Origin of the sequence: Muricaecibacterium torontonense (assembly GCF_004793925.1) — a bacterium.
GTDB classification, from domain to species: domain Bacteria; phylum Actinomycetota; class Coriobacteriia; order Coriobacteriales; family Atopobiaceae; genus Leptogranulimonas; species Leptogranulimonas caecicola.
Genome location: NZ_SRYE01000002.1, coordinates 19,813 through 44,917, shown reverse-complemented (window position 1 = coordinate 44,917; position 25,105 = coordinate 19,813). Strand labels below are relative to the sequence as shown.

Genomic DNA, 25,105 nt, shown 5'->3' with positions numbered 1-25,105 from the left:
GGCGCTACTCCACCGTGACCGACTTGGCCAGGTTGCGGGGCTTGTCCACGTCGCAGCCGCGGGCCAGGGCCACGTAGCGGGCCAGCATTTGCAGATGCACCACCGCGATCACCGGCACGCAGAAGTCCGGTGCAGGGGGGATCAACAGCAGGTAGTCGGAGAGCTGGGCTACTTTTTGATCGCCGTCGGTAGCCACTGAGACCACAGTGGCCCCACGGGCTTTGACCTCCTGGATGTTGGAGATGGTCTTGTAGCGCACGCGATCGTCGGGACACACCACGACCACCGGATAGCCCGGATCGATCAGGGCGATGGGGCCGTGCTTCATCTCGCCGGCAGGATAGGCCTCGGCGTGCAGATAGCTGATCTCCTTGAGCTTCAACGCACCCTCGGCCGCTGTGGTGGAAGCAATGCCGCGGCCTAAGAAGAGCGACGAGTGGGCGTTCACAAAGGCGCGGGATGCAGCCTCGTCTTGCCAAGCACGGGAAAGCACCGTGCGGATAAGGTCGGGCACTCGCTCCAGGTCATGGAAGCGACGCTGGACCTCGCGAATGCCCAGAGAGCCATTGTGTTGGGCCAAGAAGAGCGCCACCAGCATGGAGGCCACCATCTGAGCGGTATAGGCCTTGGTGGACGCCACTGCCACCTCGGGGCCGGCCTGGATGTAGACCACGCCGTCTGCCTCGCGGGCGGCCGAAGAGCCAATGACGTTGGTGATGGCGATGACCTTGGCGCCGGCGGCATGCATCTTGCGAGCCGAGGCCAGCGTGTCTGCCGTCTCGCCGGACTGGGTGATGATGATGCAGAGGGTATGGTCGGTGACCAGGACGTCTTGGTAGTTGAACTCGCTGGCGGGCTCCACAGTCACGGGCACTTTGGCCCAGGACTCGATGAGAGTGCGGGCGATGAGGCCTACGTGGAAGGAGGTGCCGCAGGCCACGATGTAGATACGGTCGATGGCGGCGATCTCCTCGTTGGTGAGATCCAGCTCGTCTAGACGGATGCCCTGACGTCCCAGGCGGTCCTTGAGCAGGCGCTCGATGGCCTCTGGCTGCTCGGCGATCTCTTTGGCCATGAAGTCGGGATAGTCGCCCATGGAAGCGGCAGAGGCGTCCCAGTCCACCGAGTAGGTCTCAGGAGTGTCCACAGGCTCCAGGTCTGAAGTAAAGACCTGGCACTGGCCCGTGGGCTCCAGCCGCGCCAGCTGGCCGTCGTCCAGGTAGATGACCTCCTGTGCGATGCCTGCCAGGGCGGTGACGTCCGAGGCGGCATAGGCGCCATCGGCTGTGGTAGCGATAACCAGGGGCGAGCCCTTTCGCGCGCACACGATGCGGCCAGGGTCATCTGCACTGAGGCATGCGATGGCCCAGGAACCCTCGAGGCGGCCGCACGCCAAAGACAGGGCCACCAAAAGGTCGCCCTTCGCCGGGCCTTCCATGGCCTCTTCGATGAGGTGCGCGATGACCTCGGTGTCGGTTTGAGACACAAAGCTGTGCCCGGTCTCTTGAAGCTCTGCGGTGAGCGCCTGGTAATTCTCGATGATGCCGTTGTGCACCACCGAGATCTTGTGAGAGCAGTCCTGGTGGGGATGGGCGTTGACGTCTGAGGGCTCACCGTGGGTGGCCCAGCGAGTATGGGCGATACCGCAGGTGGAGGTGGTGTCATAGCTGCCACAAAGCTCGCGCAGGGCAGCCACGCGGCCCTTGCACTTGATTTGCAGGAGGCGGCCGTCTGCCTGCTCGAGGGCAACGCCTGCAGAGTCGTAGCCGCGATACTCGAGGGTCTCGAGGCCTTGGAGTAGGAAGGGCAACACTTGCTTGGTACCGGTATAGCCAACAATGCCGCACATGGGCAGGTCTCCTCTGCTCTAAGAAGCGAACGTATAGACGAGTTTCTCGAAGGGATGCTAGGCAGTGGCGGCGCTCACGGCCTCTGCCACCTCAGAGGCCAAACGATCGGCCACCGGCTCGGTCTCTGCCTCCACCATGACGCGGATGAGCGGCTCGGTGCCAGAAGGACGTACCAGAATGCGGCCGTTGCCTTGAAGCTCAGCCTCTGCTGCGGCGATGGCCTCAGCGACGCTGGCAGCCTCCAGGGCCGCGTCCTTATCGGCCACGGTGACATTGATGAGGCGCTGGGGGAAGAGCTTGACGGGGCGGACCAACTCCGAGAGGGTCTCGCGCTCGGCGCGGATGACTTCCATGATGCGCAGAGAGGTCATGATGCCGTCGCCGGTCTTCTCGATGTCGCCAAAGATGATGTGGCCAGACTGCTCGCCGCCCAGCGAATAGCCGTTCTCGCGCATGCAGGCAAAGACGTTCTTGTCGCCCACCGCGGTGGTCTCGTAGTTGAGCTGGGCGATGTCGAGCGCCTTGAGGAAGCCGAAGTTGCTCATGACGGTGGGCACCACCGTGCCGCCCGCCAGACGGCCGTGCTTGTTGAGGTACTTGCCGCACACATAGAGGATGAGGTCGCCGTCCACCACGTGGCCGCGCTCATCCACTGCCAAGCAGCGGTCGGCGTCGCCGTCGTAGGCAAAGCCCACGTCCAGGCCCTGCTCCACCACCAGGCGCTGGAGGCGCTCGATATGGGTGGAGCCGCAGTCCACGTTGATGTTGAAGCCGTCGGGGGCGTTGTTGATGACGCGGACGTCTGCACCCAGAGCGTCGAACACAGGCTTGGCCACCGAAGAGGCGGCGCCGTTGGCGCAGTCCAAGCCCACCTTGACACCCTGGAGGGAGAAGTTGGCGCTGGCGATGAGGTGGGCGATGTAGCGGTTGCGGCCCTGCATGTAGTCGACGGTGCAGCCGATCTCATTGCCGGTGGCCAAAGGCACCTCGAACTCGCCGTCGATGTAGGCCTCCACACGCTCCAAGACAGACTCGTCCATCTTGAAGCCCTCGCGGTTCACCAGCTTGATGCCGTTGTCATAGAAGGGATTGTGGCTAGCGGTGATCATAATGCCACAGTCAAAGTTGCCGTCGCAGACCTCGTAGCACACACCGGGGGTGGGGATGACGTGGAGCATGTAGACATCGGCGCCGGAGGCCACAAGACCCGAGATCAAGGCTGCCTCGAACATATAGCTGGAGCGACGGGTGTCTTTGCCAATGACGATGCGGGCCTTGCGGCCCTGCTCAAGGCCATAGTGATGGCCAATGTAGCGGCCGATCTTGAAGGCCTGCTCGACATTTAAGCCTTCGTTTGCACGGCCACGAAAACCATCGGTGCCAAAGTACTTCATGGGCTCTCCCTTAGGAACGAATGTGGAGCGTGCGGGGACGCCTCGGCGGGCACTTCTATTGATGCCTATAGATACAATGCCCGATCCTATTAAACATGTCTTATCCTAGCGAACATAAAAAGGCCCGTCGCCAGGACGGGCCTTTGAAATGCGAATCTTCGCTGGGTTCGCAGAAAACCTGCGGATTAACGCTTGGAGAACTGCGGACGCTTGCGGGCCTTCTTGAGGCCGTACTTCTTGCGCTCGACGGCGCGGGCATCACGGGTGAGGTAGCCGGCCTTCTTGAGCTCGGGGCGATAGTCGCCAGCCTCGAGCAGGGCACGGGCTACGCCCAGACGCACAGCGCCGGACTGGCCGGAGATGCCGCCGCCGTTGCAGTTGGCGATGACGTCGAAGGAGCCCTGGGTGTCAGTGACACGGAAGGGAGCCAGAGCCACGTCTACCAGGTGCTGACGACCAAAGTAGGTGAGGGCGTCTTTGCCGTTGACGGTGAACTTGCCGGTACCGGGAACGATGCGAACACGAGCCACGGCCTCCTTGCGGCGGCCGGTGCCGTAATAGACAACAGTCTTCTCTGCCATGGATTAGCCCTCCAGCTCGATCTTGACGGGGTTCTGGGCAGCATGGGGATGCTCGGGGCCAGCGTAGACCTTGAGCTTGCCAAACTGCTGACGACCGAGAGTGGTCTTGGGAAGCATGCCCTTGACAGCGTGCTCGATGACGCGCTCAGGGTGCTTGGCCATGGCCTCCTCGAAGGACTCAGTCTTGAGACCGCCCAACCAGCCGGAATAGCGCCAATAGCTCTTCTTAGCAGCCTTGTTGCCGGTAAGCTGGACCTTATCGGCATTGATGACGATGACGTAATCGCCGGTGTCAGTGTGGGGGGTGTACTGCGGCTTGTTCTTGCCACGCAGGATAGTGGCAATCTGCGTAGCCAGACGGCCCAGGATGGCGCCGTCAGCGTCGATGAGGACCCAATTGCGGGCGACCTCGCCGGGCTTGGCGTACTTGGTCGACTTCATGGATAGAACTCCTCTTACTTGAGTAGTGCGGATTCTTTTACGAGGTTACGGGGCTCTGCAAAAGAAGCTCACTGATTGTACACGAACTGAGCCCAAAAGCACCGGTAGATCTCTAGTTCGCGCCTTCTTCACACGCAGATACCACCACAGGACGGCCTTCCGACGCTACCCCGCCCACCAGCTCCTGAAGGAGTCCCATGGCCATGCGACGCCCGTCCACATAGAGCTCCAGCAGCTTTGAGCCGTCCTCTTCCAGGAGGTCCAGCTCCACCGGCGCCGAAGGCGCCACCACGTGGGCAACTCCGGCAGCCTCCAGCTCGAAGACGTGGTCCAGCTGCTGGTTGTAGCGTTCTCCTCGGCTCGCCAACGCCTCAAGGTAGTAGGGATAGTCACCATAGAGCCGTCGCGCTACCTGCATGAGCGAGTAGGTGGGGGACTTGCGATAGCCCCGGTGTTGGGTGAGCACCACGATAAGCTGCTGCGCACCCTCCGCCAAAGCGCGCTCCACCGGAACAGAGTCGCAGGTGCCGCCGTCCAGCAGGCGACGGCCTTCCCAGGTGACGATCTCTGAGAGACAGGGCAGCGAGGAGGAGGCCACGATGATGTCCATCTGCTCAGGAAGCCGGCTCACCTCTAGATAGGCCGCCGTGCCAAAGGTGAGATCCGAGGCCACGGCGGTAAAGGGCACCGGACTGGCGTTGAAATGAGCGTAGTCAAAAGGATCCAGGGAAGCATTGACCTTGGTGAAGAGAAATTCCCGGCCGGTGATGTTGCCGGTGAGCGCCAGGCTAGCCAAGCTCATGAACTCGGGGTTGTCTCTGAAGGCCAAGGTGTCGCGGCAAAACCTGCCGATCTGGCCCGCTTTGAAATTGGCGCCGTTGATGGCTCCGGCTGAGACGCCGTAGATGTGACTAAAGCCTACAAGGCCTTGTTCCAAAAACACGTCCAAGACGCCGGCGGTGAACATGCCGCGAAGGCCGCCGCCCTCAAGGACCAGCGCTACCTTTTGCTTTGACAATGGCTCCATTCCTATCCCTTCGGGGCGGGAAGTATGATCTTGAGTCCCCGCTTGTTGTGGATGGGTAACCGTCACAGGATACCAGCTTGCGCAGATGCCCCCTTCCCTTTCTGCCGAGAAACGCCCAACCTAAAAAAATTGGAAGTATTAAGGCGAATCCAGCATGTAATGAAAGCAACCTGAACTTTGATATCTTCTTCTTAGCACTCCCTCAAGGAAGGATTGACCATGATCTACACCGTCACGCTCAACCCAGCTCTCGACAAGACAATTTATGTGGACAACTTCTCCTTAGACGAGGTCAATCGCGTGCTCGCCCTGCGCGAAGATCCCGGCGGCAAGGGCATCAACGTCACTAAGGTGGTGGAAGCTCTGGGCGGCTCCTCCGAGGCTTTGGCCCTCTTGGGCGGCTCGGTAGGCGCCCGTATCCAGCAGATGCTTGATGCGGCCCACATCAAGCTCCATGCCTTCCAGGTGGCTGGCGAGACCCGCACCAACACCAAGGTGGTGGACGAGGTGCGCCACACCAACACCGACATCAACGAGCCAGGCCCCACCGTCTCTGAAGCAGACTTGGACTCCATGCTCCAGGTGCTCTTGGACCTCATCTGCCCCCAAGACATCGTGGTCTTGAGCGGCAGCCTGCCTGCCGGCGCCCCTGCCGACACCTATCGCACCTGGATCGAGGCCTGCTCTGCCGCCGGCGCCCGCGTCTTTTTGGATGCCTCCGGCGAGGCCTTCGAGAAGGGCCTTGAGGCCAAGCCCCACCTCATCAAGCCCAACGAGGTGGAGTTAGGCGCCATGCTGGGCCGCGCCCTCGATACCGACGACAAGGTGGTGGAGGCGGCCCGCGCGCTGGTGGAGGACGGCATCTCTTGCGTAGTGGTCTCCCGAGGCGGCGACGGCGCGGTCTATGTGGACAAGGACCACGTGGTGGTAGCCCGCTCGCCCAAGGTCAAGGTGGCATCCACGGTGGGCTGCGGCGACTCGGTGGTGGCTGCGCTGGCTTTGGGCGCCGACACTTCCATGGAGCTTGACGACCTGCTGGTGCTGGCCATGGCCACCGGCTCCGCCAACGCGATGCAGTCGGGCACCCAGCCCGCGCCTCTGGAACTGGTGGAATCCCTCAAAGAGCAGGTGACCTTCGCCTAGAGCGGCGCGTTTTTACAGAGCCGCGAACTCCCAGGCCCTCCTTTGCCTTTGTGCCTGCACCCCAAGCATGCTAGGCTCATCTGCGCCCCAGCCCTCCTCGAGAGGGGTCGGGGCGCCGCTGTATTCTGCCGAGAGGAGCAATCCTGTGGCCCAAGTGCCTCTAGAGAGAGTCGTGATACAGGCGGTCGCCGTCCTTGTGGGCATCGGAGCCTCCCTGCTGGCCCCGGCGCTCGCCCTCGACGCCCCGGCCCTGCTCGTGGCTCTTTTGCTCTGCTGTCTTTTCGACCTTACCGGCCACCGTGCGCGCACCGCCTTGGTGCTGGCATCCTTTGGGCTTCTGGCGTTGTGGAAGCCCTTCTCGGCCTTTGGGCCTTTGGTGGCCTGTTTGGCCTGCGCCAGCCAAAAGCAGCCCTTGCGCTGGCTTTGGATAGCCCCTGCACTGCTCAACGCTCGCTTCTTTGAGTTGGCCTGTGCCTCCGGGTTGGAGATCTTCTCGGCAGCCCTGTTTGTCTTGGCTCGCAGAAGCGAGCGCGCTCTGGCCGAGAAACGCACCTTGGAGGCCGCGAGAGACAGGCTGCAAGAGCGCGTCATGGTGCTGGACGAGGAGAAGAGCGTTCGGGAGGCTCATACGGGGCAGGCGGCTTCGGCGGCTCAGGAGGCGATGGAGGGGCTCACAGAGCGAGAGCAGTCCATCTTGAGCCTGGTGGCAGAGGGGCTCGACAACAAAGAGGTGGCCGGACGCCTCTATCTGTCCGAGGGCACTGTGAGAAACCACGTGAGCGCCATTTTGCGCAAAAAGCAGCTTCACAACCGCACTCAACTGGTGGCGCTCTACTTTAGAGGCCCCAATGGAAGCGTTGGGAGTTCATAGCCATTTATCTGCGGCGTTGCAACTGATGACAGAAGTCACTTCCTCCTCAGGGCCACGATGAGGCAGGCTGTGGGCACTGGTTTTTAGCCTCGCCAACCAAAAGGACACATCATGAACGAAAGCACCTCGCCTTCCGCCGCAGTGAGGGTGGACAATCTGGTGAAGCGCTACGGCGCCTTTGTGGCAGTGGACCACATCTCCTTTGAGATCGAGCCTGGGGAAGTCTTTGGCCTCCTTGGCCCCAACGGCTCCGGCAAGACCACCACTATCGATTGCATCCTGCAACTGCTGAGCTACGACAAAGGCGAGATTTCTCTCTTTGGCCAACCCATGGCCCCCACCCGCTACGACCTCAAGCGGCGTCTGGGCGTGGTGCCTCAAAACATCGCCGTCTTCGACGAGCTCACTGTGCGCGAGAATATCGACTACTTTTGCGGCCTCTATGTGACCGACAAGGCTCGTCGCGCCCAGTGCGTCGAAGCCGCCATCGAGTTTTGCGGCCTGGAAGATTTTACAGCCTGGCGCCCCAAGAGGCTCTCCGGCGGCCTGTTGCGGCGCTTAAATATCGCCTGCGGCATCGCCCACAAGCCTGACCTGGCCTTTTTCGACGAGCCCACCGTGGCGGTAGACGCTCAGAGCCGAGCCCAGATCCTGGAGGGCATCCGCGCCATGAACCAGGCGGGCGCCACGGTGGTCTACACCTCCCACTACATGGAGGAGGTAGAGGAGCTCTGCGATCGCGTGGCCATCTTGGACCACGGCCACATCATCGCCGCCGGCACGGTAGACGAGCTTAAGGCCCAGGTAAAGGCAGGCGAGACCATCTCGGTGGAGCTGCCGGAGCTTCCCGATGGCCTTGCCCAAAAGCTCAAGGCCATGCCCCGTTGCCTGCAGGTGGCCTATAAGGACCATACGCTGACGGTGCGCTGTGCCAACGGCCCCCACAACCTCTTGGACGTGCTGGGCGTGGTGCGCGACTGCCACGGAGTGCCCGGCCGCGTGTGGAGCCAACCGCCCACCTTGAACGACGTCTTCCTAGAGCTCACCGGCCGCGAGCTGCGCGATTAAGGAGGCTCCCATGTGCAAAAACTGGCGCCTCGCGCTACTGGCCCTGGTGCGAGACAAAAACTTTCTCATCTGGTGTCTCGGCCTGCCGTTGGGCCTCGCCACCATCTTCATCTTCATGTTCCAGCCCATCGACAAGCTCGCCGGCCTCGACCAGCTGCCCATCGCCGCTGTGCGCTTGGACGCCACCCAGGCCGCCACTCCCCAAGGCCACGCCTACACCCAGTTCCTGGAAGCCTTAGGAGGCGCCGCGGACGGCGCCTCCGGATCGCCTACCATCACCGTGGACTGGCAGGACAGTGCCGAGGAGGCCCGCCAGGCAGTCCAAGGGTCCCAAGGCGCCGAGAAGCCCCTCCCAGGCTTGGTGCGCTTGGGCCCCGACTCCCAGCTCACCTTCGAAGCGGCCCCCACCAACGACTCGGTGACCCAGATGGAGCAGTCCGTCATCACGTCTGTCTGCGATAGCTGGCAGGCCCGCATGGATGCCGCCGTCACCCTGGCTGCCCAAGACCCTGCCCTGCTGGCTCACACCAGCGTCCAGGCCGCCCTGGCAGATGCGACAGACTTGGTGCAGAAAGTCTCCCTTACCGAGAATAGCCCCCGTGAGACCTGCGCCTTCTACTTCGCCCTGTTGGGCTTCACCGCCCTGATGTGTGCCCAAAACAGCCTCCTGGCTGCGCTGACGCTGGTGCCGGGCGCCTCGGCCTGCGGATCGCGCATCACCGCCTCCGGCCAGCCCCGAGGCCGCCAAATGCTCGTTTGGCTCACGGCTTCCTGGGCTGCTTCCTTTGCGGGCCTTGTCATCTGCCTCACCTATGTGTGCTGGGCCGCTTCCATCGACTTTGGCGCCCGCACCGGCTTGGTGGTGCTGGCACTGGCAGCAGCTTCCTTCATGGCCACGGGCCTAGGCGGCCTCGTCGCGGTAGCCGGCCCTCGTGAAACGGGCGCCAAGGAGGGCGTCCTCACCACCGTCACTTGCGTAGGCGCGCTCTTTGCAGGCCTCTACGGCGAACCGGTCATGGAGATGGCCAACCAGGTGGCCAAAGCCGCGCCAGTCACTGCCTGGATCAACCCCGTGCGCCAGGTGATGGAGTCCTTATCGGCATTGATCTACTACGACAGCCTGGCTCCCTTCTGGATGCATCTGGGCTTGGTGGCCGCCGCAGGGGCGCTTTGCTGCGCGATAGGAGTGCTGCGTTTAAGGAGGCTGCGCCGTGAGAGTGTGTAAGTACGCCCTGAAGATGGCCGCCCGAAGGCCGCTGTTCTTTCTCATCTATGCCGTGGGCTTAAGCGTCATGGGCGTAGTCATGGCGCTGGCAGTGACCGGGGCCGAGCCTGCCGGCAGTCTGCAGGACGTGGTACGGCCTCAGCTGCAGTGGGGCCTTGTGGATGAGGATCATTCACAGCTGGCAGCAGGCCTCATAGACAGCCTGGGCGAGCTGGGGCCGCGCGTAGAGGTGGCGCAGGATCGCCTGGCCCAGGAAGAAGCCGTGGCCCAGGGCAGCGTGGACTGCCTGTTCATAGTACCTGCCGGCTTTGAGGAGGCCTTTTTGACGGCCGCCCGCGCTGGAGAAAGCCTCCCCTCCTTGGATGCCGCCTATGGCTTTACCGGAGCCGGAGGGGCCCTCGCTTCTGCCGCAGCCGAGCGCTGGCTGGCCTCTGCTGCCTTGGCCGCTGCCGCTCATCCGGAAGCCTCAGCGGCTCAGGTGGCAGAAGAGGCCGCGCGCGCTGCTCGAAAGACAGCCTCTGTGGAGCTTATGGCCACCCCGGATGCCGCTGAGGCCGGCTCCGCCAATGCCTTCACGTTTTATTTGGAATGGTCCATCTACACCACCGTCGCCTCCATCATCGCCTGCACGGCAGCGCTCTTCACCACCTTCAACCGCACCGACGTTCGTCGCCGCGACCTGGCGAGCCCTCTCACCTATCGCTCCTTCACCCTCCAGGTAGCCTTGGCTGCCCTGGCGGTCACGCTGGCCTGTTGGTTTGTCTCCACCGCCATCGGCCTTTTGGTCTTTTGGCAGGATGCGCTGGCACTGGGGACCATCGGCCTTGCCTTCACGCTTCTGGCTTCGCTGGCCTTCATGCTCTTCCCGCTTTCAGTGTCGTTCTTGGCCGGCCAGTTTGGCGTGAGCTCTCAAGGCGCCAATGCGTTGGGGAATCTTTTGGGCATGGCCATCTCCTTTATGGGAGGAGCGTGGATCTCCATGACGCTTCTAGGCTCTGAGATCCAAGCGGTGGCCCGTTTCACACCGGGCTGGTGGTACACCAACGCCCTTATGAGCGCTCAAGAGCTGGCTGGATCTTCCCATGCAGCTGCGGTGGGATCATCCATTCTCACCGATGTAGGCGTGGTGGCGCTCTTCTCGGTCGTGCTTTTCTGCATAGCCCTCATCGCAGGGAAGCTCCGAGAGCAAACGACTTGTGCCGGAGGCAATGGGGCGGTTCAGGAGAGTTAGCGCCCCGCCTGTTGCCCTATCTTATGCTCGCCTGAATCTCCTAGGGGGAACAAATTCCAAAGCATTTGCACCATCGCGTATCTGCCGCCAATGACTTTGGACGAGGACCCATGGCTCATACCACCCATTCCAGTTTTTATCAGCTGCTGCAACTCTCCCCCACTGCCCTTTGGGCTGCCATCCGCACCGCCCAAGGACCCGAGCGCACCCGTCTGGTCTTTGCCATGGCGGTGCGCTCGCTCTTGCTGGTGGCCTTCGCCATCCTCTTCATAGGCGGGCTCACGCCGGTATTTGGCGCTGAGAACAGTTGTTTGGTGGTAGGCGGCTTCTGCATGCTGCTGGGCATCAAGTTTGTGTCCTTTGGCTACAACGCCAAGGACTCAGTACTGGCTTTGGCTCTAGTCCTGGCCCTTACGGTGGCCGGCGGACAAGTGACCGCCCTGGGGATGCCCTGGCTCTCCTTTGCTGCCAACCTGGTGTTTCTGGGCATCGTCTTGCTGCTGGTAGCCCAAGATCCCCGCATGGGAAACGCCGGCACCTATGTATTCGCCTACGTCTTTGTGAGCCAGACGCCGGTGACAGGACAGGCACTGGGCCTGCGCTGGATGCTGGCAGGGGTGTTGCTGCTGCTATGCGCGGGCGTGCTTTTGCACAAGCACCTGCATGCCCATGCCCAGGTGCGGCTTGGCGATGTGCTGCGCGCCTCCTCTTTCAAAAACCCCGAGACCCGCTGGCGCCTGCGCATGGCTATAGCGGTGGCCTTAGTGCTTTTGGCAGGCGATCTTTTGCAGGTGCCCCGAAGCCTCTGGATGGGCTACGCCTGCATGTCGGTGCTTCTGCCCTACGATCCCGAGGGCAACAAAGCCACCACCACCCTCCGTCGCGGCTTGCAGCGGGCAGGTGGCGTGCTGGCAGGAAGCGCCCTCTATTGGCTGCTGGCCGCCATCGTGCCTCCTGAGGCCCACAACCTCTTTGGCCCCATCGCCGGCCTGTGCATTGGCTTTTCTGCCCACTACTTTTGGAACAACGTGCTCAACTGCTTTGGCGCCTTGCTTTTGGCCAGCGCCCTCTACGGCGCTGCCGGAAGCGCCTTGCTACGCGTAGGCGACAACCTCTTGGGCATCCTCTTTGCTCTCGCCTGCGCCCTGCTGTGGTCCTGGATGGACAGTTGGCACGCCGCCCAAGCCCAAAAGGAGCGCTAGTTGCGATGAGCGGGCTTCTCGGCAGCAGCCGAGAAGGGCTCCTAGCTGCACAGATATTCAATGTGCCCTTAATAGGCAAAGCGCCCCCTAGCTCAGTAAGGCTAGGGGGCGCTTTGAGGGGATCGGACAAGCCCTTAGTCGAACCAGAGGATGGGTTCGCCAGCCTTGACAGGACCAAGATCGCGCTTGGAGAGCGTCTTGCCCTCAGGGGCTTCAAGCACCACGACTATGACGGTAGGGTCAAAACCAGCCTCTTTGATGGTAGCCGGGTTCATAAGGATGACGGCGTCGCCAGCAGCGACCGAGTCGCCCTGAGCAGCCTTCACCTCGAAGCCCGCGCCTTCCAGCTCGACCGTATCGACGCCCGCATGCACCATGACAGAGAGGCCATCCTTCTCCACGCCATAGGCATGGCCCGTGGGGAACAGCGCAGAGAGCTCGCCGTCCATAGGGGCTATCAGCGCAGTGCCGGAGGGGACGATGGCGATGCCGTCGCCCATGGTCTTCTGGGCAAAGACAGGGTCGGACACAGACTCGATGGCCACCAGCTCGCCATCGATGGGAGCCAACACCTCCAGCTTGGCGGGTTTGGCCTCTTTGGGATTTCCCTTAAACAAGCGATCGAACAGTCCCATAGTCTCGCTCTCCTCTTCTCCTCAACATGCTACTTAGTCTCATATTTGTCGCACTAGCCGTTATTCAAGCGCCAGCTGGCAAAGGCGCATACTGCCGCAAATGCAATTATCACCAGCGAGCCAGATAGATCCTTGAGCACGCCTGCTGCTCCGCGCTCTTGCCGCCAGACAGCACTTTCAGAAGCGGTAGGCCTCCAGATGCGCCAAAGCAAAAGCACGACGCCAGCAACACCAGGGACGCTTTGCATAAGCATCTCGGCGCAAAGGATGCCCACCAGGCTTCCCATCGCATAGCCTCCATCGCCGTCCTTATAGTGACGATAGGCAATATGTATGAGATAAGCTGCAAACGGTTGTAGGCATGCAGCCAAAAAGCTCACCAAAAAGCGCGGGTTTTGCGCCATGAGTTCCTGAAGGTTGCTCATCGAGGCGGCGTCCAGGTTGAGGGAACCTGCCAACCCTAGGCTCACAAAGGGCACCACTACCAGCAGGATCTCCACACCCATAAAAAAGCGCTGGGTAAGCTTCTCTTTGGCGGACATGCCGCGAGGAGCAGCCTTCTCCTTGACATGAGGACTCAGGGAGGCAGCTCTCTGGCTGCGGCCAGGGTCAAGCTTGGCGCCTCGCTGAGCTTCGCGCGCACGATGTTTCTTGGTGGCCATAAAACGATCTTCCTCCTCAGGAGTCCTCTAGGCGAGATAGCGCGTCCTGGAACCAGCGGACAGCAGCAGGTCGCTGGTTCCAGGACAGCTTAGATTGGTAGTTTAAAGATACAAAACGTCGAGCTTGGCCGATGCCTTAGGAAAGCTCGGGCCAGAAACCCTTGTTGGCCTCGATGAGGTCGTCAAGCACATCCTTGGCGATCTTGGCGGAGGGGATAGTGGCAGAAAGGGTAAGAGCCTGCCACAGTTTCTGGTAGCTGCCCTCGGCCCAAGCCTGAACCACAAGCTTTTCCACAGAGACCTGCTGCTCCATCATGCCCTTCTGGAACTGCGGGATCTGGCCCTGGCAGATCTTCTCGTAGCCGTTCTTGCCCACGATGCAGGGCACCTCCACCATGGCCGTGGGATCGAAGTTAGAGATGGCTCCGTCGTTAGGAACGATGAGCAGAAAGCGCTCGAGGGTATTCTCGGCCAGAGCGCAGGCAAGGTCCACGATGTAGGTGGCGTGGGCGTCGGCCTCGAAGTCGGAGCCTTTGGCAGTGCCCTTCTCGATGATCTCGCGGCAGGCGCCAAAGACCTTCTTCTCACGGCCGTCCATGACCTCGTTGGCGCGGGTGTAGTCGGGGTTGGAGGTCTCTACCACGTAGTCGGGGAACAGATAGTACTTGAGGTAGGTGTTGGGGATGGTCTCGGGGTCTACCGCGTAGACATCCTTGGCCTTGCCAAAGGTATGCACCCAGGACTCGTCGATATGCTGAGCTTTGTCACCGGCGGTCTCGAAGCCATCCATGTAGCCGTTCTTGGCCATGTGGCGTTTGATCTCGGGCATGAGGTCGTTGCCCTCTTTGTCATAAATCTCGGTGAACCAGCCAAAGTGATTGAGGCCAAAGTAGCTGTACTGGAGCTCGCGGCGATCCTTGATGCCGCACATGTGAGCCATCTTGTCCATGAGGTCGATGGGCATGTCGCAGATGTTGATGATGCGGGAGTTGGGGCGAAGCAGGCGACAGGCCTCGGCCACGATAGCCGCCGGATTGGAGTAGTTGAGCATCCAGGCATTGGGGCTGTACTTCTCCATGTAGTCCAAGATCTCGAAGACGCCGCCAATGGAGCGCATGCCGTAGGCAATGCCGCCGGCGCCGCAGGTCTCCTGGCCCAACACGCCATGCTTGAGAGGGATCTTCTCGTCCAACTCACGCATGGCATAGAGGCCTACACGGATGTGAGCCAGCACGAAGTCGACACCGGTGAAGGCCTTCTCGGGATCAGTGGTGTAGGAAAAGTCCAGGTCTGGAGCGTTCTCCTTGAAGTAGATCTCACAGGCCTTGGCTACGATCTCCTGGCGCTCAGCGTTGTTGTCATAAAAGACCACGCGGTCTACCGGAAAACGATCGTGCTCCTCCAGAAGCATCAGGGCGATGCCAGGGGTGAAGGTGGAGCCGCCGCCAGCGATGGTTACGGAGTAGCTTTTCTTAGCCATAAGAATGCTTCCAATCTTGGCCACAGGCTCATAGGAAGGGACGCCGCAGTGGCCGCGGACGGCGTCCCGCACAAACGCAATGGAACAAGGAGGTTAGACGCTAGGAGTCGAGCAGGTGGTCGAACCTATCGCGCACCTTGGGGACCTTGAGGCCAATGATGACCTGCATGGCGCGTCCGTTTTTTGGCGCAGCCGCTGGTGCCGATGGCTTTGAAGTCGGCATCGTCTGCCACCTTGGACTCGTCTTTAACGGTGACGCGCAGGCGAGTGACGCAGTTGGTGACGTCTTCGATGTTGTCGGGACCGCCCAAAAGCTCCAACACCTGAGCGGCCGTCACGGCGTAGGGGTCGCTATTCTCGGCAACAGCGCCACCAGCCTTAGCTTCGCGGTAATCGGCCTTGGATTTGAAGCTCACCTCTTCGTCGTCCTCCTCGCGACCAGGGGTCTTGAGGTCGAGTTTCAGGATGAGGAAGCGGAAGACCACAAACCAGATGAAGGTGAAGCAGAGGCCCACGACCAGAGCGGTGAGGTAGGCGGGCCAGTGGTTGGCCATAAGCGGGATGAAGTTCAAGGAGGCCATCTCGATGAGGCCGCCGGAGAACACGCCCACCACGCCCAAGGCACACATGACCATGGCCAGAATGCCTGCCAAGATGGCGTGCACGATGAAGAGCAAGGGAGCCACAAAGAGGAAGGTGAACTCGATGGGCTCAGTGACGCCGCAGACAATGGCCGTCAGAGTGATGGGGATGAGCAAGCCCAGCAGCTCCTCGCGCTTCTCGGGCTTGGCGGTGAAGTAGAAGGCCAGCGCGATGCCCGGGCAGCCAAATATCTTGGACCAGCTGGAGCAGGTAAAGGCCGCATAGGGGGCCAGCTCGTTCAGGGGCGCCGAGGAAGCTGCGATCATGGGCAGGTCCTTGGCAAAGGCTGCGTAGATACCCCCGTTAACCACTGCGTTGTCGTAGTAGAAGGGGCTATAGAGCAGGTGATGCAGGCCAAAAGGAATGAGCGCGCGCTCAAGGAAGGCGAAGATGCCTACGCCAGGGAGACCTACCGAGGCCACAAACACCTGGAAGGCGCGGATGCCCTCTTGGACATGAGGCCAAATGAGGCAGCAAAGGAAAGCCACCGGAATCATCACGAAGAAGGTGGCAGCGTAAACGAAGGTAGAGCCAGAGAACACGCCCAGCCATTCAAGGAGCTCGAACTCGAAGAGGCGGTTATGGAGCCAGATGATGATGCCCGAGATAGCCAGAGCTCCGATCATGCCCATATCCAGAGTCTTAATGCTTGCCACCATGGCAAGGCCGCTCTCGCCACCGGTCTCTGCCGCATAATCCACACCAAAGAAGCCGCCCCACTGAGAGAGCATAGTAGCCATGAAGTAGTTGAAGGTCAGGTAGCCGACCAGCACTTCCATGCAGCAGCGAGCATTGTGCTTTTTGGCCAAGCCAATGACCACGCCTGCAAAGGCGAAGAGCAGCACTGGGGTGAACATGGCACCGCCAAACTTTTGGATCTTCTCCATCATCTTGGTAATCCCCCTTTCTATTGGTTACTTATGCAAAATCGAACGACCAGCAGGTTGTCGCCCAGAGTCAGTCCCGCGGCGCCACGGAACGTAACTTGTTCGTACAAGGCGTGCATTCATAGTGCCTCAACTTGTTCGTATAAGTTGTGCTTCAAACTGTTTTAAAGGCGAGCGGCAAGAATTGAGCGGTGAACGTTGTACGTACAAGCTAGAAGATGGGTTAAGGTATGTCACGCCGATAAAACCGCCATCCCCTCCCGGGAGACAGTGGAAAGAAGAACTGTGCCTAAAGCCATCTACCAGCAGATTTACCAGGTGCTTAAAGAGGAGATCATCTCAGGGCATCTCCCCTACCAATCCCTCATGCCCTCTGAGCATGACCTCTGCGAACACTTCCAATGCTCCCGCAGCTCGGTGCGCCGCGCCCTATCCCAGCTGGCTGCAGAGGGCTTCGTGCAGCCCATGCAGGGCAAGGGAGTGCGAGTCATCTATAACCCGCTCCATGAAAGCCCGCGCGATCGCAACGACTACGGCTTGGAAACCTATCAGGAGCTGAGCGCCCGCCGCGGCTTTGCCCCCTCCACCCGCACTGTGGTGCTAGAGCGCGTGATCACCAACCCCGAGCTCTCACAAATCACCGGCTTTGCCCCTGGCAGCGAGCTCACCCATATCCTCCGCGTGCGCTATGCCGACGGCCGAGCCGTCGGCACCGATGAGAGCTACTACTTGGCCTCCAGCGTCCCTGGGCTCACCACCGACATCGTGAACCGCTCGATCTACCAATACCTGGAAGACGAGCTGGGCATGAGCATCGTCACCAGCAAACGCATAATTACCATAGAGCCTGTGAATCGCTACGACGAGACGCTTTTGGACCTCGACGGCTTCAATGCCATCGCGGTCATGCGCTGCAATGCCTACGACACCAACGGCATCATGATCGAATACACCGAAACCCGACAGGTGCCCGGCTTCTTCGAGCTTTGCCAAACCTCCCAGCGCACCCATGCGCCCCGCAAAGTCCCAGCAGCCCCTTAACGTCCAGACGGGAGGCGCACGGGCTTCTCGGCAGGCATAAAGACAAAAATGCGGAGCCTGCATTCCTTGTGCAGGCTCCGCGTGCAATGTGTGGTGGAGCCTAAGGGGAAGCAGTCGAACTCGGCGGCTTCCCCTTTAACAAAAGGGTCGCCGTCCGCTCCTTTCAGCATATCCCACGTGATTTCGGTCTTATCCTCCGAATACCACGAGGTCACGACCAGCTTCTCGTCGTAGAGATAAATCTTATCGACGAAATATTCCAATATCTTATCGCGCGTCTCCGGGTTGTCGAAGTCCGCGTGAAGGAACTTCTCGAAGTACGCCTTGATGCTGTGCTCGTCCTCGCACAGCGAGACCTTGACGTTCTCGGCCTGTATCGCGTCGTTCAGGGATGCCTTCTGCGCCTCAAGCTGGTTCAGGCGCTCTATGAGGGTGTCGCTGAGCGCACCGCCCTCGATTGCCTTCATCAGGTTCGCGATACCCTTCTCGACCTCCTTGCGCCTCGCCTCAAGACCTTCGAGGTATCCCGTCTCCTTGTAATGCTCCTTGTAGTACACGGCGGCGTCCACCGCAAGGGACATCAGGTTCTCCGAGTCGTCGATGATGTACCTCAGGACGTCGGTCACGAGGTCCTCAATCCAGTCCTTCTTGACCTTCTTCTTCGTGCACAGCTTCTTCCGCTGGGCGGAGCAATAGTAGTAGTAATACGTGCGCCCCGTCTTGCTCGTGCCCGAGACACCTTGCATCGTCTCCCCACACTCGCCGCAGTACAGCTTCCCGGTCAGCCAGTAGCGAGGAGCGCCATCCTCATCCATTCCTCGCGCCCTCTGGGAACCCTTGCGCTTGTTCTCGGCGAGGCGCCTCTGCGCCCTGTCGAACGTCTCCTCGTCGACCAGAGCGGGCATCCCGCCGGGGACGACGAACTCGCCGTGCCTGTACTCGCCGATGTACGCGCGGTTCTTGAGCATCCTGTGCATCGTCTTCACCCCGAAGGGGTTACCCCTCGACGTACGCAGACCGGCCTCGTTGAACTCGTCGCAGATGGACTGCATGGGTTCTCCTTCGGCGTACTTCGTGAACATCAACTGCACGAACGGCGCGGTATCGGGGTCTATGACGTACTTGCGCTTCTTGTCCACCTTCTCCGTCTTGAAGCCGAACACCTTATGGCCGTTGAAGTTCGCGTGCTCGGCGTTGAAGTCCATCCCTCGTTGGATGTGCACGGACAGGTTCCGGCTGTAATACTCCGCCAGAGCCTCCATCAGCCCCTCGATGAGGATTCCCTCGGCGGTATCCGTCGGAATGTTCTCGGCCAGCAGGTGTATCTCGCACCCCGCGTCGCGAATCGTCTTCTTTGCCATCGCCAGCACGTACTTATCGCGACCCAAACGGTCGGTCTTCCATGCGATGAGAGTGTTCGGACGGATTTTTGCGACCTCCGACAGCATAAGCTGGAATCCCGGACGGTCTTCCTTCGTGCCGGATATGGCCGCGTCCTCGTACTCTCGGACGATTTTCAGCCCGTGCGCGTCCGCCCATTCGTGGGCAAGCTCGCGCTGCTGTTCGATGCTCGCCTCGTTCTGCGAGTGGGAGGAGTAGCGATAGTACGCGATGGCGAGGTTATTGTCGTTGAGCTTTGATTTCTTTCTCGCCAAATGAATCACCTCCAAATTACTTATTTAATCAATTATACAATTAGTCAATTCAAAAGAATGCCCGCCGCCCATAGGAACGACGGGCATCTGCTTCCGTTATCGGTTACCCTTCGCGCGATTGTGCGTCTTGCAGAGCATCTGACAGTTCGCCTCATCCGTTGCTCCGCCTCGGCTCCATGCAGTCACATGGTCGGCGTCCATCTCGGTCTCCTTGTAAATGCGTTTAGCATTTGCATCGTGTCCGATGGCGCACAGCGGGCAATTCGAGGTGTCGTTCGCCTTCGCAGCTTCAGTCTGCTTGCGATACACGGTCTTGATTGTCTTCTTATCGAACACCCGAATATTCAACAGGCGCTCGTCCTTCTCTCCGCCAAGCACATATTCGAATATGCCTCTTTTGTCGGTAACTTGAGAATCGTCAAGCAGGGCCTCGACGCGTTCGGCGACCTTATCTCTTGAGTACGCGTTCTTATGATACTCGCGATACAGGCGTCCCCACTCAAGCCCGCACATCTCGCTTCCAGCGTAATCGAACACCGAATCGACCCAGTCGATGACCGTATCGAAATGGTTCTTCAGCTCCTCGATGTCTGTGTCGGTGCGATGGGCAGCCATATATTCGTCTATGTGGCCTTCGCTCACCCAATCGAGCGCGGTCTCAAGAATCGCCTGACGCTTCGGGTCTCCCTTCACGTACGTTTGCCAGCGATTCATGTTTGCATTGCCCGTGTTCGAGAACACCTCGCGCGCCTTCGTCACGAACGGTCCATGATATGCGGCGTTGCGAAGCTCCTGCTTAACAAGCGGGACCCCCGCGATATTGATTGTCTCGAACCACTCCTGAATTTCCGAAGGTTCGCCCTCGCATACATAAATCGTCAGTGGGGCATCGGTGACGAGCCTTTTCTTGTCGTCGTCCAGACTGTTGAAATAATGCGGCTTCCCATCAATCTCGACGGCGAACTGCCACGATTGATTGACAAAGCGAGCGAACGAAGTGATTCGCTGCCGACCGTCCAGAACCTCGTACATGCCGTCTTTGTTCTTGACGAAATAAATCAATCCAAGCGGATACCCCTTCAACAGGGATTCCACCACGGCGACATCGCGCTTGCCATCGCCGTAAATATAATTGCGCTGATATTCCGGCTGGATGATTAGCTGCCCATCAAGACCGAAAAGGCCCTTGCCTTCGTTCTTGTCAAACACGAAGCCCTTGCAGACATCGCCGACCGTCCAGTCGGTATGAAGAGTTGTCTTCATTAAGCGTTTCCCCCTTTCTTCGAGCGAATGAGAATGCGGCGATACGGAACTACTGCCTTGCCATCTGCCGTGTAATATCCCAAATCAGGATGACCGGGCTTCATCGAACCAGTACCACCCTGTGCAAAATAATCATCCAAAAATTCCTTACGCATTCCCGTATATCCGGGTGCGTCTCTGCTCATGGAAATGATTTCAAATTGTGCTGGATTGTACTTATCTAAAAAGGTAATAGGAACGCCCATTACACCGTCGAAATCGCTTGGAATGGATTCGACAAACGGAACATAAATAGCATCGTAATTATCGTAAACCGGATACTCGATAGCGCCTTGCTCTTTCTCCAGTTTTTTGCGCAACTTTTTATTGAATTTTAGATTATGCCCCATCGTATCAAGAAGAAGCAGCTCATGACGTTTGCCGTGGTCAAGGTTCGTGAACCAACATGCAGAAGCCAAGCGCCCCATTACCACTCCGTCAATAATCTTATATGCAGAGCCTTCTTTCTTATTTTCAAGAAGCCACTGGCGACGCTCTTCAGGCACATCGAAATACATATCCTGATTCAGAGATTTGTATCCAAGCCAGATTTTGTTGTCCTTCAAGAGCGGGAAAACCTCTTTATAAGTAATAGCGTTCATGTTTCCAAGAATCACGAACTGCTTTCCAGCTTCCAGAATCCATGCCAGAAATTCGCGAAAAAGCGAAAATGGTGGATTCGTAATGATAATGTCCGCTTCGTCACGAAGCGCCTTTACCTCACGAGAACGGAAATCACCGTCCCCTTCAAGGTATCCCGAAAACTCAATATCATCGGTATCCACGCGGCCAGAGCCATCCTTGTCGCGCGTAAGCGTAAAGACCTTTCCGTGGTCGTCGTGCTTGTCAGCGTCATAAAGCGGAGAATCCATTTCAAAAAGCGTCAGCTGCTTATTGCCGTCACCCTTAGCATAGGACGTGCTAATCAGCTTCTTCAGACCAAAACGCTCGAAGCTTGCAGCGAAATACTTCGTGAAATTCGACCACTCTGGGTCATCGCATGGAAGCAGAATCGTCTTACCCCGGAATACATCGGGATTGAACTCCACATAGGCGTTCATTTCGGCTTCAATATCGCTGTACTGCGTATAAAACTCATCGTTTTGTGCTGTCTTAGCAGCCCCCAAAGCGCTATTACCCGCCATTACTCAGCCACCTCCTTCTGATGCTCCGCAATCCACTCATGGATAATCGCGGCAATCGTCGTCTCCTTCTCAGCCGCCATCATCTTGAGCGCCTTCTTGTCGCCCACCGTCAAGGACAACGAGAGGGTCGTGCGCTTCTCGTCGGCGGCGGGAGCATCTGCGGAAACGGTCTTCTCTATCTTCTCCTGCTCGGCCTCGCGGTCGGCAGCGTATTTCTCGAACATGTTCGCCATGGCTTAGCCTCCTTTAATCATTTAATCATTTGTACAATTATACATCACTTTGTCTCATTTGTCAAACCTAACGAACCTTTGACCTGCGGTTATTCCGTCGGGAACCCCGCAATCTCCCGCACCGTGTTCACCATCGACAGAGTCGCCTTCGCAGCCTTGCCCCTGCGGTCGTACTCGACGACGGACTGTTCACCGGCCCCCGCCTGAACGAACGCCTCGGACTGGGGAAGCGTGACCACCGTCTGGTCGCCAGCGAGACCCCCGAACCACTCCATGAAGTCACGGGACGCCTTGAAGCGGTTCCAGCCGTTCATGACATACACGATTTTCGCGCGGCTGTGCTTGAACACCGCCTTGCGCATGCGCATCAGCGGCTCGATGTCGCGGGACGTGGTGCGGGTGGGGATGACCACGACGTCGGCCTCCTTGAGCCAGTCGGCAAGCGCCTCCTGCAACGCCCCCGGCGTGTCCACCACGGCGACCTTAGCGCCGTCGACCTCGCGGGTCTTGTGCAGGGTCCCGCCCTGCGCGTCCAAGTCGTAGAAGCTCGTCGGGATTCCCGAGCGCTCGAACGAGAACGCAATTTCGTCGGCGACGAGGGACTTCCCGACGCCGCCCTTCTGATTGCAAACCAAAATCGTCTTCATATCTCTCACCTCATATGTATTTAATCAATTACTCATTTACGTATTTAGTTACAGTCGTATGGTCCCTCGAAGGGTTCCATGCAAGACCCTTCGAGGGGCTTTCCGAAGCCCACCGTTCCATCGTTTCCAAAACCTCTTCGGAACGATTTTCGGGAATCGTCCCGTAGACGAGCCGAAGTCGATTTTTCGACATTTCCGCCTCTTTCGGGGAGAGACCCTTGAAAGGTCTTTCCCAAGCCCATCTCAAGCCCACCCGCGCTCTCGACCGCCGATATGCCTTCGGCATCGGGTCGGCGCGTGAAGGAGAAGGCCCGAAAGAAAGGGAGACGCGAAATGAACGGCTACGGTATCGAGACCTATGCGGACTTGGCCAAAACGGTCGGCGGGATGGTCCTCGCCAACGAGATGGCGCATCGTCCGCTGGAACTCGTGAGCGGGGATTTCACACCATGGGACGAGATATTCCAGTGGTACATCATCAGCTACCCCGACTTCCTGATGGAGCACACGGACGAGCCGGTGTTCCATGACGAGGAACTCGACCTGTACGTCTGGGGAATCACCCACTTCGGTACAGGCTGGGACTGCGTGCCCGCCCCCGAGATTCACTGAGAATGAAGGTTCCCGCAAGGGAGCCGTCATTTTTTACTCCCCGAGGTACTTGTCCTCGTCGCGCACGCGCTCCGTCGCCTCGGCCGTCTGCTGCATCTTCGGCGTGACGCCGCGATGCTTGACGGTGCGGGCGGCCTCGTTGTCCAGAGCCTCCTCGGCGGCCTTCAGGCGCTTCTCGGCGTCCCACATGTTGCCGCGAGATTCGTAGAGACGACGCTCGGCGTCCTCCTGCATCCTGCGGCGCTGGTCCTCCATGAACTGGAGCATCATCATGCGGAACATCCGGGCCATCATGTCCGACATCATGCGGGAGACGGGGTCGGTCCCGGTCCTGCTCGCCAACGTGTACAGCCCGAATCCCATCGCGAGGCTCGGGCAGACCCCCTTCAGGGCGTCGCGTGCCTCCTTGGAATCGCGGAACTCCCTGCGGGCGCGTTCCACATCGGCGCGGAGCTGGGCGAGGGCGTCTTCCGGGTCGTTCTCTGCATTCGCGAGCGCCTCGTACTGCTCCCCGGCGATAGGCATGCCCTCGCTCTTCCTGCGGCGGGCGTACACGCTCTTCAAATCGGAGGCCATGTCCTTTACGTCGGACTCGCTCGGTTCGTACATGTCAAAATCATGCTGGGCCGGGGAATCCTGCTGCGTATCCTCCATGCCGACCGTCTGGGAATCCTGCTTCGGAACTGGAGATGTCTCCAATGCCTCACGGGCCTGCTGTCCCTGCTTCTCCTTGAAGAACCGCTCGACGCCTTCCTTCGTCAGGTCGTCTGCGAGGTTCGAGGCACGGCGCTTTCGGGTCCTTCGCTTCGGACCCCATTCGTCCCGCATCCTGTAAGACCATCCGACGGACTTCTCGCCCGTCTTCTTGTCGACTTTCGATGTCTCATTGAGGGTCACTCCAGCGAACGCAAGACGCTGCTTGAAATCATCAATATCGCTGGCGTCGTCCCTTGCTTTTGCCACCGCATCGCCGAGATGTCGGTCGAAGGAATCGTAGTCGAACGAGTCCCGTTTCTCCGCCCATGTCGACTTGTCCTTGTCCGCTCCAATCACGGACATGCCCCACTCGCGGCTCAGCTCGTCGTTCACCGCCTGCACGCGCGGGGCGAACAGGCTCGTGTCGTCCTTGTTGATGACCTGCCCAGTGCGGCAATCGTGGTTCGCGATTGTCGCGTGGGCGTGGACGCATCCGCCCTCGCCGTCCACGTGCATGGTCACCCAACACGGGGAGTCGGGGGCGAGTTTATGGCAGAGCAGGTAGGCGTGCTCCATGCCTCTCTGCACATCGTCGGGATTGCCCGGATTCAACTCGTCGAGCGCCCATGAGACGCGAAGCTCGTAACCCTCGTTGACCATGTTCGGATGGACGGCATGAAGCCCGTTGCAGTACGCGATGAACTCACCTCGGGAGGGCATGTCGCCCATCTGGGCGGCGATGCGGTCCGTCCCGTTTTGCAGGTGGTCGCGTCTGCGCTTTCCCTCTCCGAACTCGGTGTACGACATGCGCCCCCGGACGTCGGGCAATGCCTGCACATACGTCGTCGACATCAGACATCACCTCCCGTGATTCCGCCATGCAAATCGGCTCGAAGCTCCTTGACCTCGTCCGACAATCCGTCGATGGATTCCCTCAGGCTTTCGAACGCCTTCTTGTCCGGTTCCATCTTGATTTCCTCAAGCATGCCCATCCCTTTCACGCGGGCGTTGAAGGCCCGTGCAATCTGGTTGATGTTCACGCCGATTCGGTTCAATTCCATCAGCATCCGGTCGAGCTGCGGAGTGTCCGCAACGACCTCGTGCTCCGTGTGGGAACTGGCGGAACCGTACAGCGCGCCACGCAGATAATTCGAGCGCGTGCGTCCGCCTCTCTTCCCATCCAGAAGGGCAAGCTCCTCGGCGTTCATGCGCACCTGAACCACCGCCTCGCGACGGTCCTTCTTGTAGCGCTGGCGGGTCGCCTTGCCGCTTCTTTTCTCAACTTCTTTTGCCATGCAAAACACCTCCTTATTCGCAATCCAAATGCGATGCGCATTTCTCGTCGCACTTTGCTGCAATCTGCGAAACGGGGAAGGGAGCAAGCATTGACCATGTACGTACAAAATGCGAATATCGCATTTTTCCCGCCATGGTC

General features: G+C 59.6%; 24 protein-coding genes. 8 read left to right on the top strand and 16 right to left on the bottom strand.

Annotated elements, in window-relative coordinates:
* Nucleotides 1-4: 4 nt before the first annotated feature.
* From glmS to E5334_RS03200, 5 genes are all read right to left on the bottom strand, one after another.
* Nucleotides 5-1,849 (bottom strand): glutamine--fructose-6-phosphate transaminase (isomerizing), encoded by a 1,845-nt coding sequence (gene glmS / locus E5334_RS03220; RefSeq protein ID WP_136012186.1) that lies wholly within the window; start codon nt 1,847-1,849, stop codon nt 5-7.
* 57 nt (nt 1,850-1,906) lie between these two features.
* Nucleotides 1,907-3,244: a phosphoglucosamine mutase gene (gene glmM, locus E5334_RS03215; protein ID WP_136012185.1), complete on the bottom strand. Its 1,338-nt coding sequence runs from the start codon at nt 3,242-3,244 to the stop codon at nt 1,907-1,909.
* Between the two features lie 185 nt (nt 3,245-3,429).
* Nucleotides 3,430-3,825, bottom strand: a complete 396-nt coding sequence (gene rpsI, locus E5334_RS03210; protein ID WP_136012184.1) for a 30S ribosomal protein S9 — start codon at nt 3,823-3,825, stop codon at nt 3,430-3,432.
* Nucleotides 3,826-3,828: 3 nt separating this feature from the next.
* Nucleotides 3,829-4,266, bottom strand: coding sequence for a 50S ribosomal protein L13 (rplM, locus tag E5334_RS03205; RefSeq protein ID WP_136012183.1), 438 nt, complete (start codon nt 4,264-4,266; stop codon nt 3,829-3,831).
* Nucleotides 4,267-4,378: 112 nt separating this feature from the next.
* On the bottom strand, nt 4,379-5,293 hold the full coding sequence (locus E5334_RS03200) for a patatin-like phospholipase family protein (RefSeq protein WP_136012182.1): 915 nt from the start codon (nt 5,291-5,293) through the stop codon (nt 4,379-4,381).
* A gap of 219 nt (nt 5,294-5,512) precedes the next feature.
* Here E5334_RS03200 and pfkB point away from each other — a divergent pair, with 219 nt between their 5' ends.
* From pfkB to E5334_RS03170, 6 genes are all read left to right on the top strand, one after another.
* Nucleotides 5,513-6,436: a 1-phosphofructokinase gene (gene pfkB, locus E5334_RS03195; protein ID WP_136012181.1), complete on the top strand. Its 924-nt coding sequence runs from the start codon at nt 5,513-5,515 to the stop codon at nt 6,434-6,436.
* 145 nt (nt 6,437-6,581) lie between these two features.
* Entirely contained in the window at nt 6,582-7,307 is a 726-nt protein-coding gene (locus E5334_RS08745) for a helix-turn-helix transcriptional regulator (protein WP_275438901.1), read from the top strand.
* A 111-nt stretch (nt 7,308-7,418) separates the two neighbouring features.
* On the top strand, nt 7,419-8,375 hold the full coding sequence (locus E5334_RS03185) for an ABC transporter ATP-binding protein (protein WP_136012180.1): 957 nt from the start codon (nt 7,419-7,421) through the stop codon (nt 8,373-8,375).
* Between the two features lie 10 nt (nt 8,376-8,385).
* Nucleotides 8,386-9,600 (top strand): ABC transporter permease, encoded by a 1,215-nt coding sequence (locus tag E5334_RS03180; RefSeq protein ID WP_136012179.1) that lies wholly within the window; start codon nt 8,386-8,388, stop codon nt 9,598-9,600.
* On the top strand, nt 9,587-10,831 hold the full coding sequence (locus E5334_RS03175; RefSeq protein ID WP_136012178.1) for an ABC transporter permease: 1,245 nt from the start codon (nt 9,587-9,589) through the stop codon (nt 10,829-10,831). The genes E5334_RS03180 and E5334_RS03175 overlap by 14 nt, the downstream gene beginning before the upstream one ends.
* 110 nt (nt 10,832-10,941) lie before the next feature.
* Entirely contained in the window at nt 10,942-12,033 is a 1,092-nt protein-coding gene (locus E5334_RS03170; protein ID WP_136012177.1) for an FUSC family protein, read from the top strand.
* A gap of 134 nt (nt 12,034-12,167) precedes the next feature.
* On the opposite strand, the gene E5334_RS03165 is transcribed toward E5334_RS03170, so the two are convergent.
* The 4 genes from E5334_RS03165 to E5334_RS03150 all read right to left on the bottom strand — a co-directional run bounded on the left by E5334_RS03165 (nt 12,168) and on the right by E5334_RS03150 (nt 16,342).
* Nucleotides 12,168-12,668, bottom strand: a complete 501-nt coding sequence (locus E5334_RS03165; protein WP_136012176.1) for a PTS sugar transporter subunit IIA — start codon at nt 12,666-12,668, stop codon at nt 12,168-12,170.
* 53 nt (nt 12,669-12,721) lie between these two features.
* Nucleotides 12,722-13,330, bottom strand: coding sequence for a hypothetical protein (locus E5334_RS03160; RefSeq protein WP_136012175.1), 609 nt, complete (start codon nt 13,328-13,330; stop codon nt 12,722-12,724).
* Between the two features lie 136 nt (nt 13,331-13,466).
* Entirely contained in the window at nt 13,467-14,810 is a 1,344-nt protein-coding gene (locus E5334_RS03155; protein WP_136012174.1) for a 6-phospho-alpha-glucosidase, read from the bottom strand.
* A gap of 125 nt (nt 14,811-14,935) precedes the next feature.
* Entirely contained in the window at nt 14,936-16,342 is a 1,407-nt protein-coding gene (locus tag E5334_RS03150) for a PTS transporter subunit EIIC (protein WP_275438900.1), read from the bottom strand.
* 282 nt (nt 16,343-16,624) lie between these two features.
* Here E5334_RS03150 and E5334_RS03145 point away from each other — a divergent pair, with 282 nt between their 5' ends.
* Nucleotides 16,625-17,380 carry a GntR family transcriptional regulator gene (locus E5334_RS03145; protein WP_136012173.1) on the top strand — a complete coding sequence of 252 codons (756 nt, stop codon included), beginning with the start codon at nt 16,625-16,627 and terminating at the stop codon, nt 17,378-17,380.
* Here E5334_RS03145 and E5334_RS03140 read toward each other — a convergent pair.
* The 5 genes from E5334_RS03140 to E5334_RS03120 form a co-directional block, all read right to left on the bottom strand.
* On the bottom strand, nt 17,377-19,035 hold the full coding sequence (locus tag E5334_RS03140) for a recombinase family protein (protein WP_275438899.1): 1,659 nt from the start codon (nt 19,033-19,035) through the stop codon (nt 17,377-17,379). The genes E5334_RS03145 and E5334_RS03140 overlap by 4 nt on opposite strands.
* A gap of 96 nt (nt 19,036-19,131) precedes the next feature.
* Entirely contained in the window at nt 19,132-20,298 is a 1,167-nt protein-coding gene (locus E5334_RS03135) for an HNH endonuclease family protein (RefSeq protein ID WP_136012172.1), read from the bottom strand.
* Nucleotides 20,298-21,482 carry an adenine-specific methyltransferase EcoRI family protein gene (locus E5334_RS03130; RefSeq protein ID WP_136012171.1) on the bottom strand — a complete coding sequence of 395 codons (1,185 nt, stop codon included), beginning with the start codon at nt 21,480-21,482 and terminating at the stop codon, nt 20,298-20,300. The genes E5334_RS03135 and E5334_RS03130 overlap by 1 nt, the downstream gene beginning before the upstream one ends.
* Nucleotides 21,482-21,715 (bottom strand): hypothetical protein, encoded by a 234-nt coding sequence (locus E5334_RS03125; RefSeq protein ID WP_136012170.1) that lies wholly within the window; start codon nt 21,713-21,715, stop codon nt 21,482-21,484. Before E5334_RS03125 ends, E5334_RS03130 begins: the two co-directional genes overlap by 1 nt.
* 89 nt (nt 21,716-21,804) lie before the next feature.
* Nucleotides 21,805-22,362: a ParA family protein gene (locus E5334_RS03120; protein ID WP_136012169.1), complete on the bottom strand. Its 558-nt coding sequence runs from the start codon at nt 22,360-22,362 to the stop codon at nt 21,805-21,807.
* A 333-nt stretch (nt 22,363-22,695) separates the two neighbouring features.
* Between E5334_RS03120 and E5334_RS03115 the strand changes: the two genes are divergently transcribed.
* The gene (locus E5334_RS03115) at nt 22,696-22,974 is read left to right on the top strand and encodes a hypothetical protein (RefSeq protein ID WP_132225519.1); all 279 of its coding nucleotides are present in this window, start codon (nt 22,696-22,698) and stop codon (nt 22,972-22,974) included.
* A 33-nt stretch (nt 22,975-23,007) separates the two neighbouring features.
* On the opposite strand, the gene E5334_RS03110 is transcribed toward E5334_RS03115, so the two are convergent.
* On the bottom strand, nt 23,008-24,522 hold the full coding sequence (locus tag E5334_RS03110; protein WP_136012168.1) for a relaxase family protein: 1,515 nt from the start codon (nt 24,520-24,522) through the stop codon (nt 23,008-23,010).
* Nucleotides 24,522-24,965: a plasmid mobilization protein gene (locus E5334_RS03105; RefSeq protein WP_136012167.1), complete on the bottom strand. Its 444-nt coding sequence runs from the start codon at nt 24,963-24,965 to the stop codon at nt 24,522-24,524. The genes E5334_RS03110 and E5334_RS03105 overlap by 1 nt, the downstream gene beginning before the upstream one ends.
* Nucleotides 24,966-25,105 lie beyond the last annotated feature (140 nt).

Coding starts and splice junctions, on each gene's coding strand:
- glmS (WP_136012186.1), bottom strand. CDS start 1,849: ATGTGCGGCATTGTTGGCTATACCGGTACCAAGCAAGTGTTGCCCTTC.
- glmM (WP_136012185.1), bottom strand. CDS start 3,244: ATGAAGTACTTTGGCACCGATGGTTTTCGTGGCCGTGCAAACGAAGGC.
- rpsI (WP_136012184.1), bottom strand. CDS start 3,825: ATGGCAGAGAAGACTGTTGTCTATTACGGCACCGGCCGCCGCAAGGAG.
- rplM (WP_136012183.1), bottom strand. CDS start 4,266: ATGAAGTCGACCAAGTACGCCAAGCCCGGCGAGGTCGCCCGCAATTGG.
- E5334_RS03200 (WP_136012182.1), bottom strand. CDS start 5,293: ATGGAGCCATTGTCAAAGCAAAAGGTAGCGCTGGTCCTTGAGGGCGGC.
- pfkB (WP_136012181.1), top strand. CDS start 5,513: ATGATCTACACCGTCACGCTCAACCCAGCTCTCGACAAGACAATTTAT.
- E5334_RS03185 (WP_136012180.1), top strand. CDS start 7,419: ATGAACGAAAGCACCTCGCCTTCCGCCGCAGTGAGGGTGGACAATCTG.
- E5334_RS03180 (WP_136012179.1), top strand. CDS start 8,386: ATGTGCAAAAACTGGCGCCTCGCGCTACTGGCCCTGGTGCGAGACAAA.
- E5334_RS03170 (WP_136012177.1), top strand. CDS start 10,942: ATGGCTCATACCACCCATTCCAGTTTTTATCAGCTGCTGCAACTCTCC.
- E5334_RS03165 (WP_136012176.1), bottom strand. CDS start 12,668: ATGGGACTGTTCGATCGCTTGTTTAAGGGAAATCCCAAAGAGGCCAAA.
- E5334_RS03160 (WP_136012175.1), bottom strand. CDS start 13,330: ATGGCCACCAAGAAACATCGTGCGCGCGAAGCTCAGCGAGGCGCCAAG.
- E5334_RS03155 (WP_136012174.1), bottom strand. CDS start 14,810: ATGGCTAAGAAAAGCTACTCCGTAACCATCGCTGGCGGCGGCTCCACC.
- E5334_RS03150 (WP_275438900.1), bottom strand. CDS start 16,342: ATGATGGAGAAGATCCAAAAGTTTGGCGGTGCCATGTTCACCCCAGTG.
- E5334_RS03135 (WP_136012172.1), bottom strand. CDS start 20,298: ATGAAGACAACTCTTCATACCGACTGGACGGTCGGCGATGTCTGCAAG.
- E5334_RS03130 (WP_136012171.1), bottom strand. CDS start 21,482: ATGGCGGGTAATAGCGCTTTGGGGGCTGCTAAGACAGCACAAAACGAT.
- E5334_RS03125 (WP_136012170.1), bottom strand. CDS start 21,715: ATGGCGAACATGTTCGAGAAATACGCTGCCGACCGCGAGGCCGAGCAG.
- E5334_RS03120 (WP_136012169.1), bottom strand. CDS start 22,362: ATGAAGACGATTTTGGTTTGCAATCAGAAGGGCGGCGTCGGGAAGTCC.
- E5334_RS03115 (WP_132225519.1), top strand. CDS start 22,696: ATGAACGGCTACGGTATCGAGACCTATGCGGACTTGGCCAAAACGGTC.
- E5334_RS03110 (WP_136012168.1), bottom strand. CDS start 24,522: ATGTCGACGACGTATGTGCAGGCATTGCCCGACGTCCGGGGGCGCATG.
- E5334_RS03105 (WP_136012167.1), bottom strand. CDS start 24,965: ATGGCAAAAGAAGTTGAGAAAAGAAGCGGCAAGGCGACCCGCCAGCGC.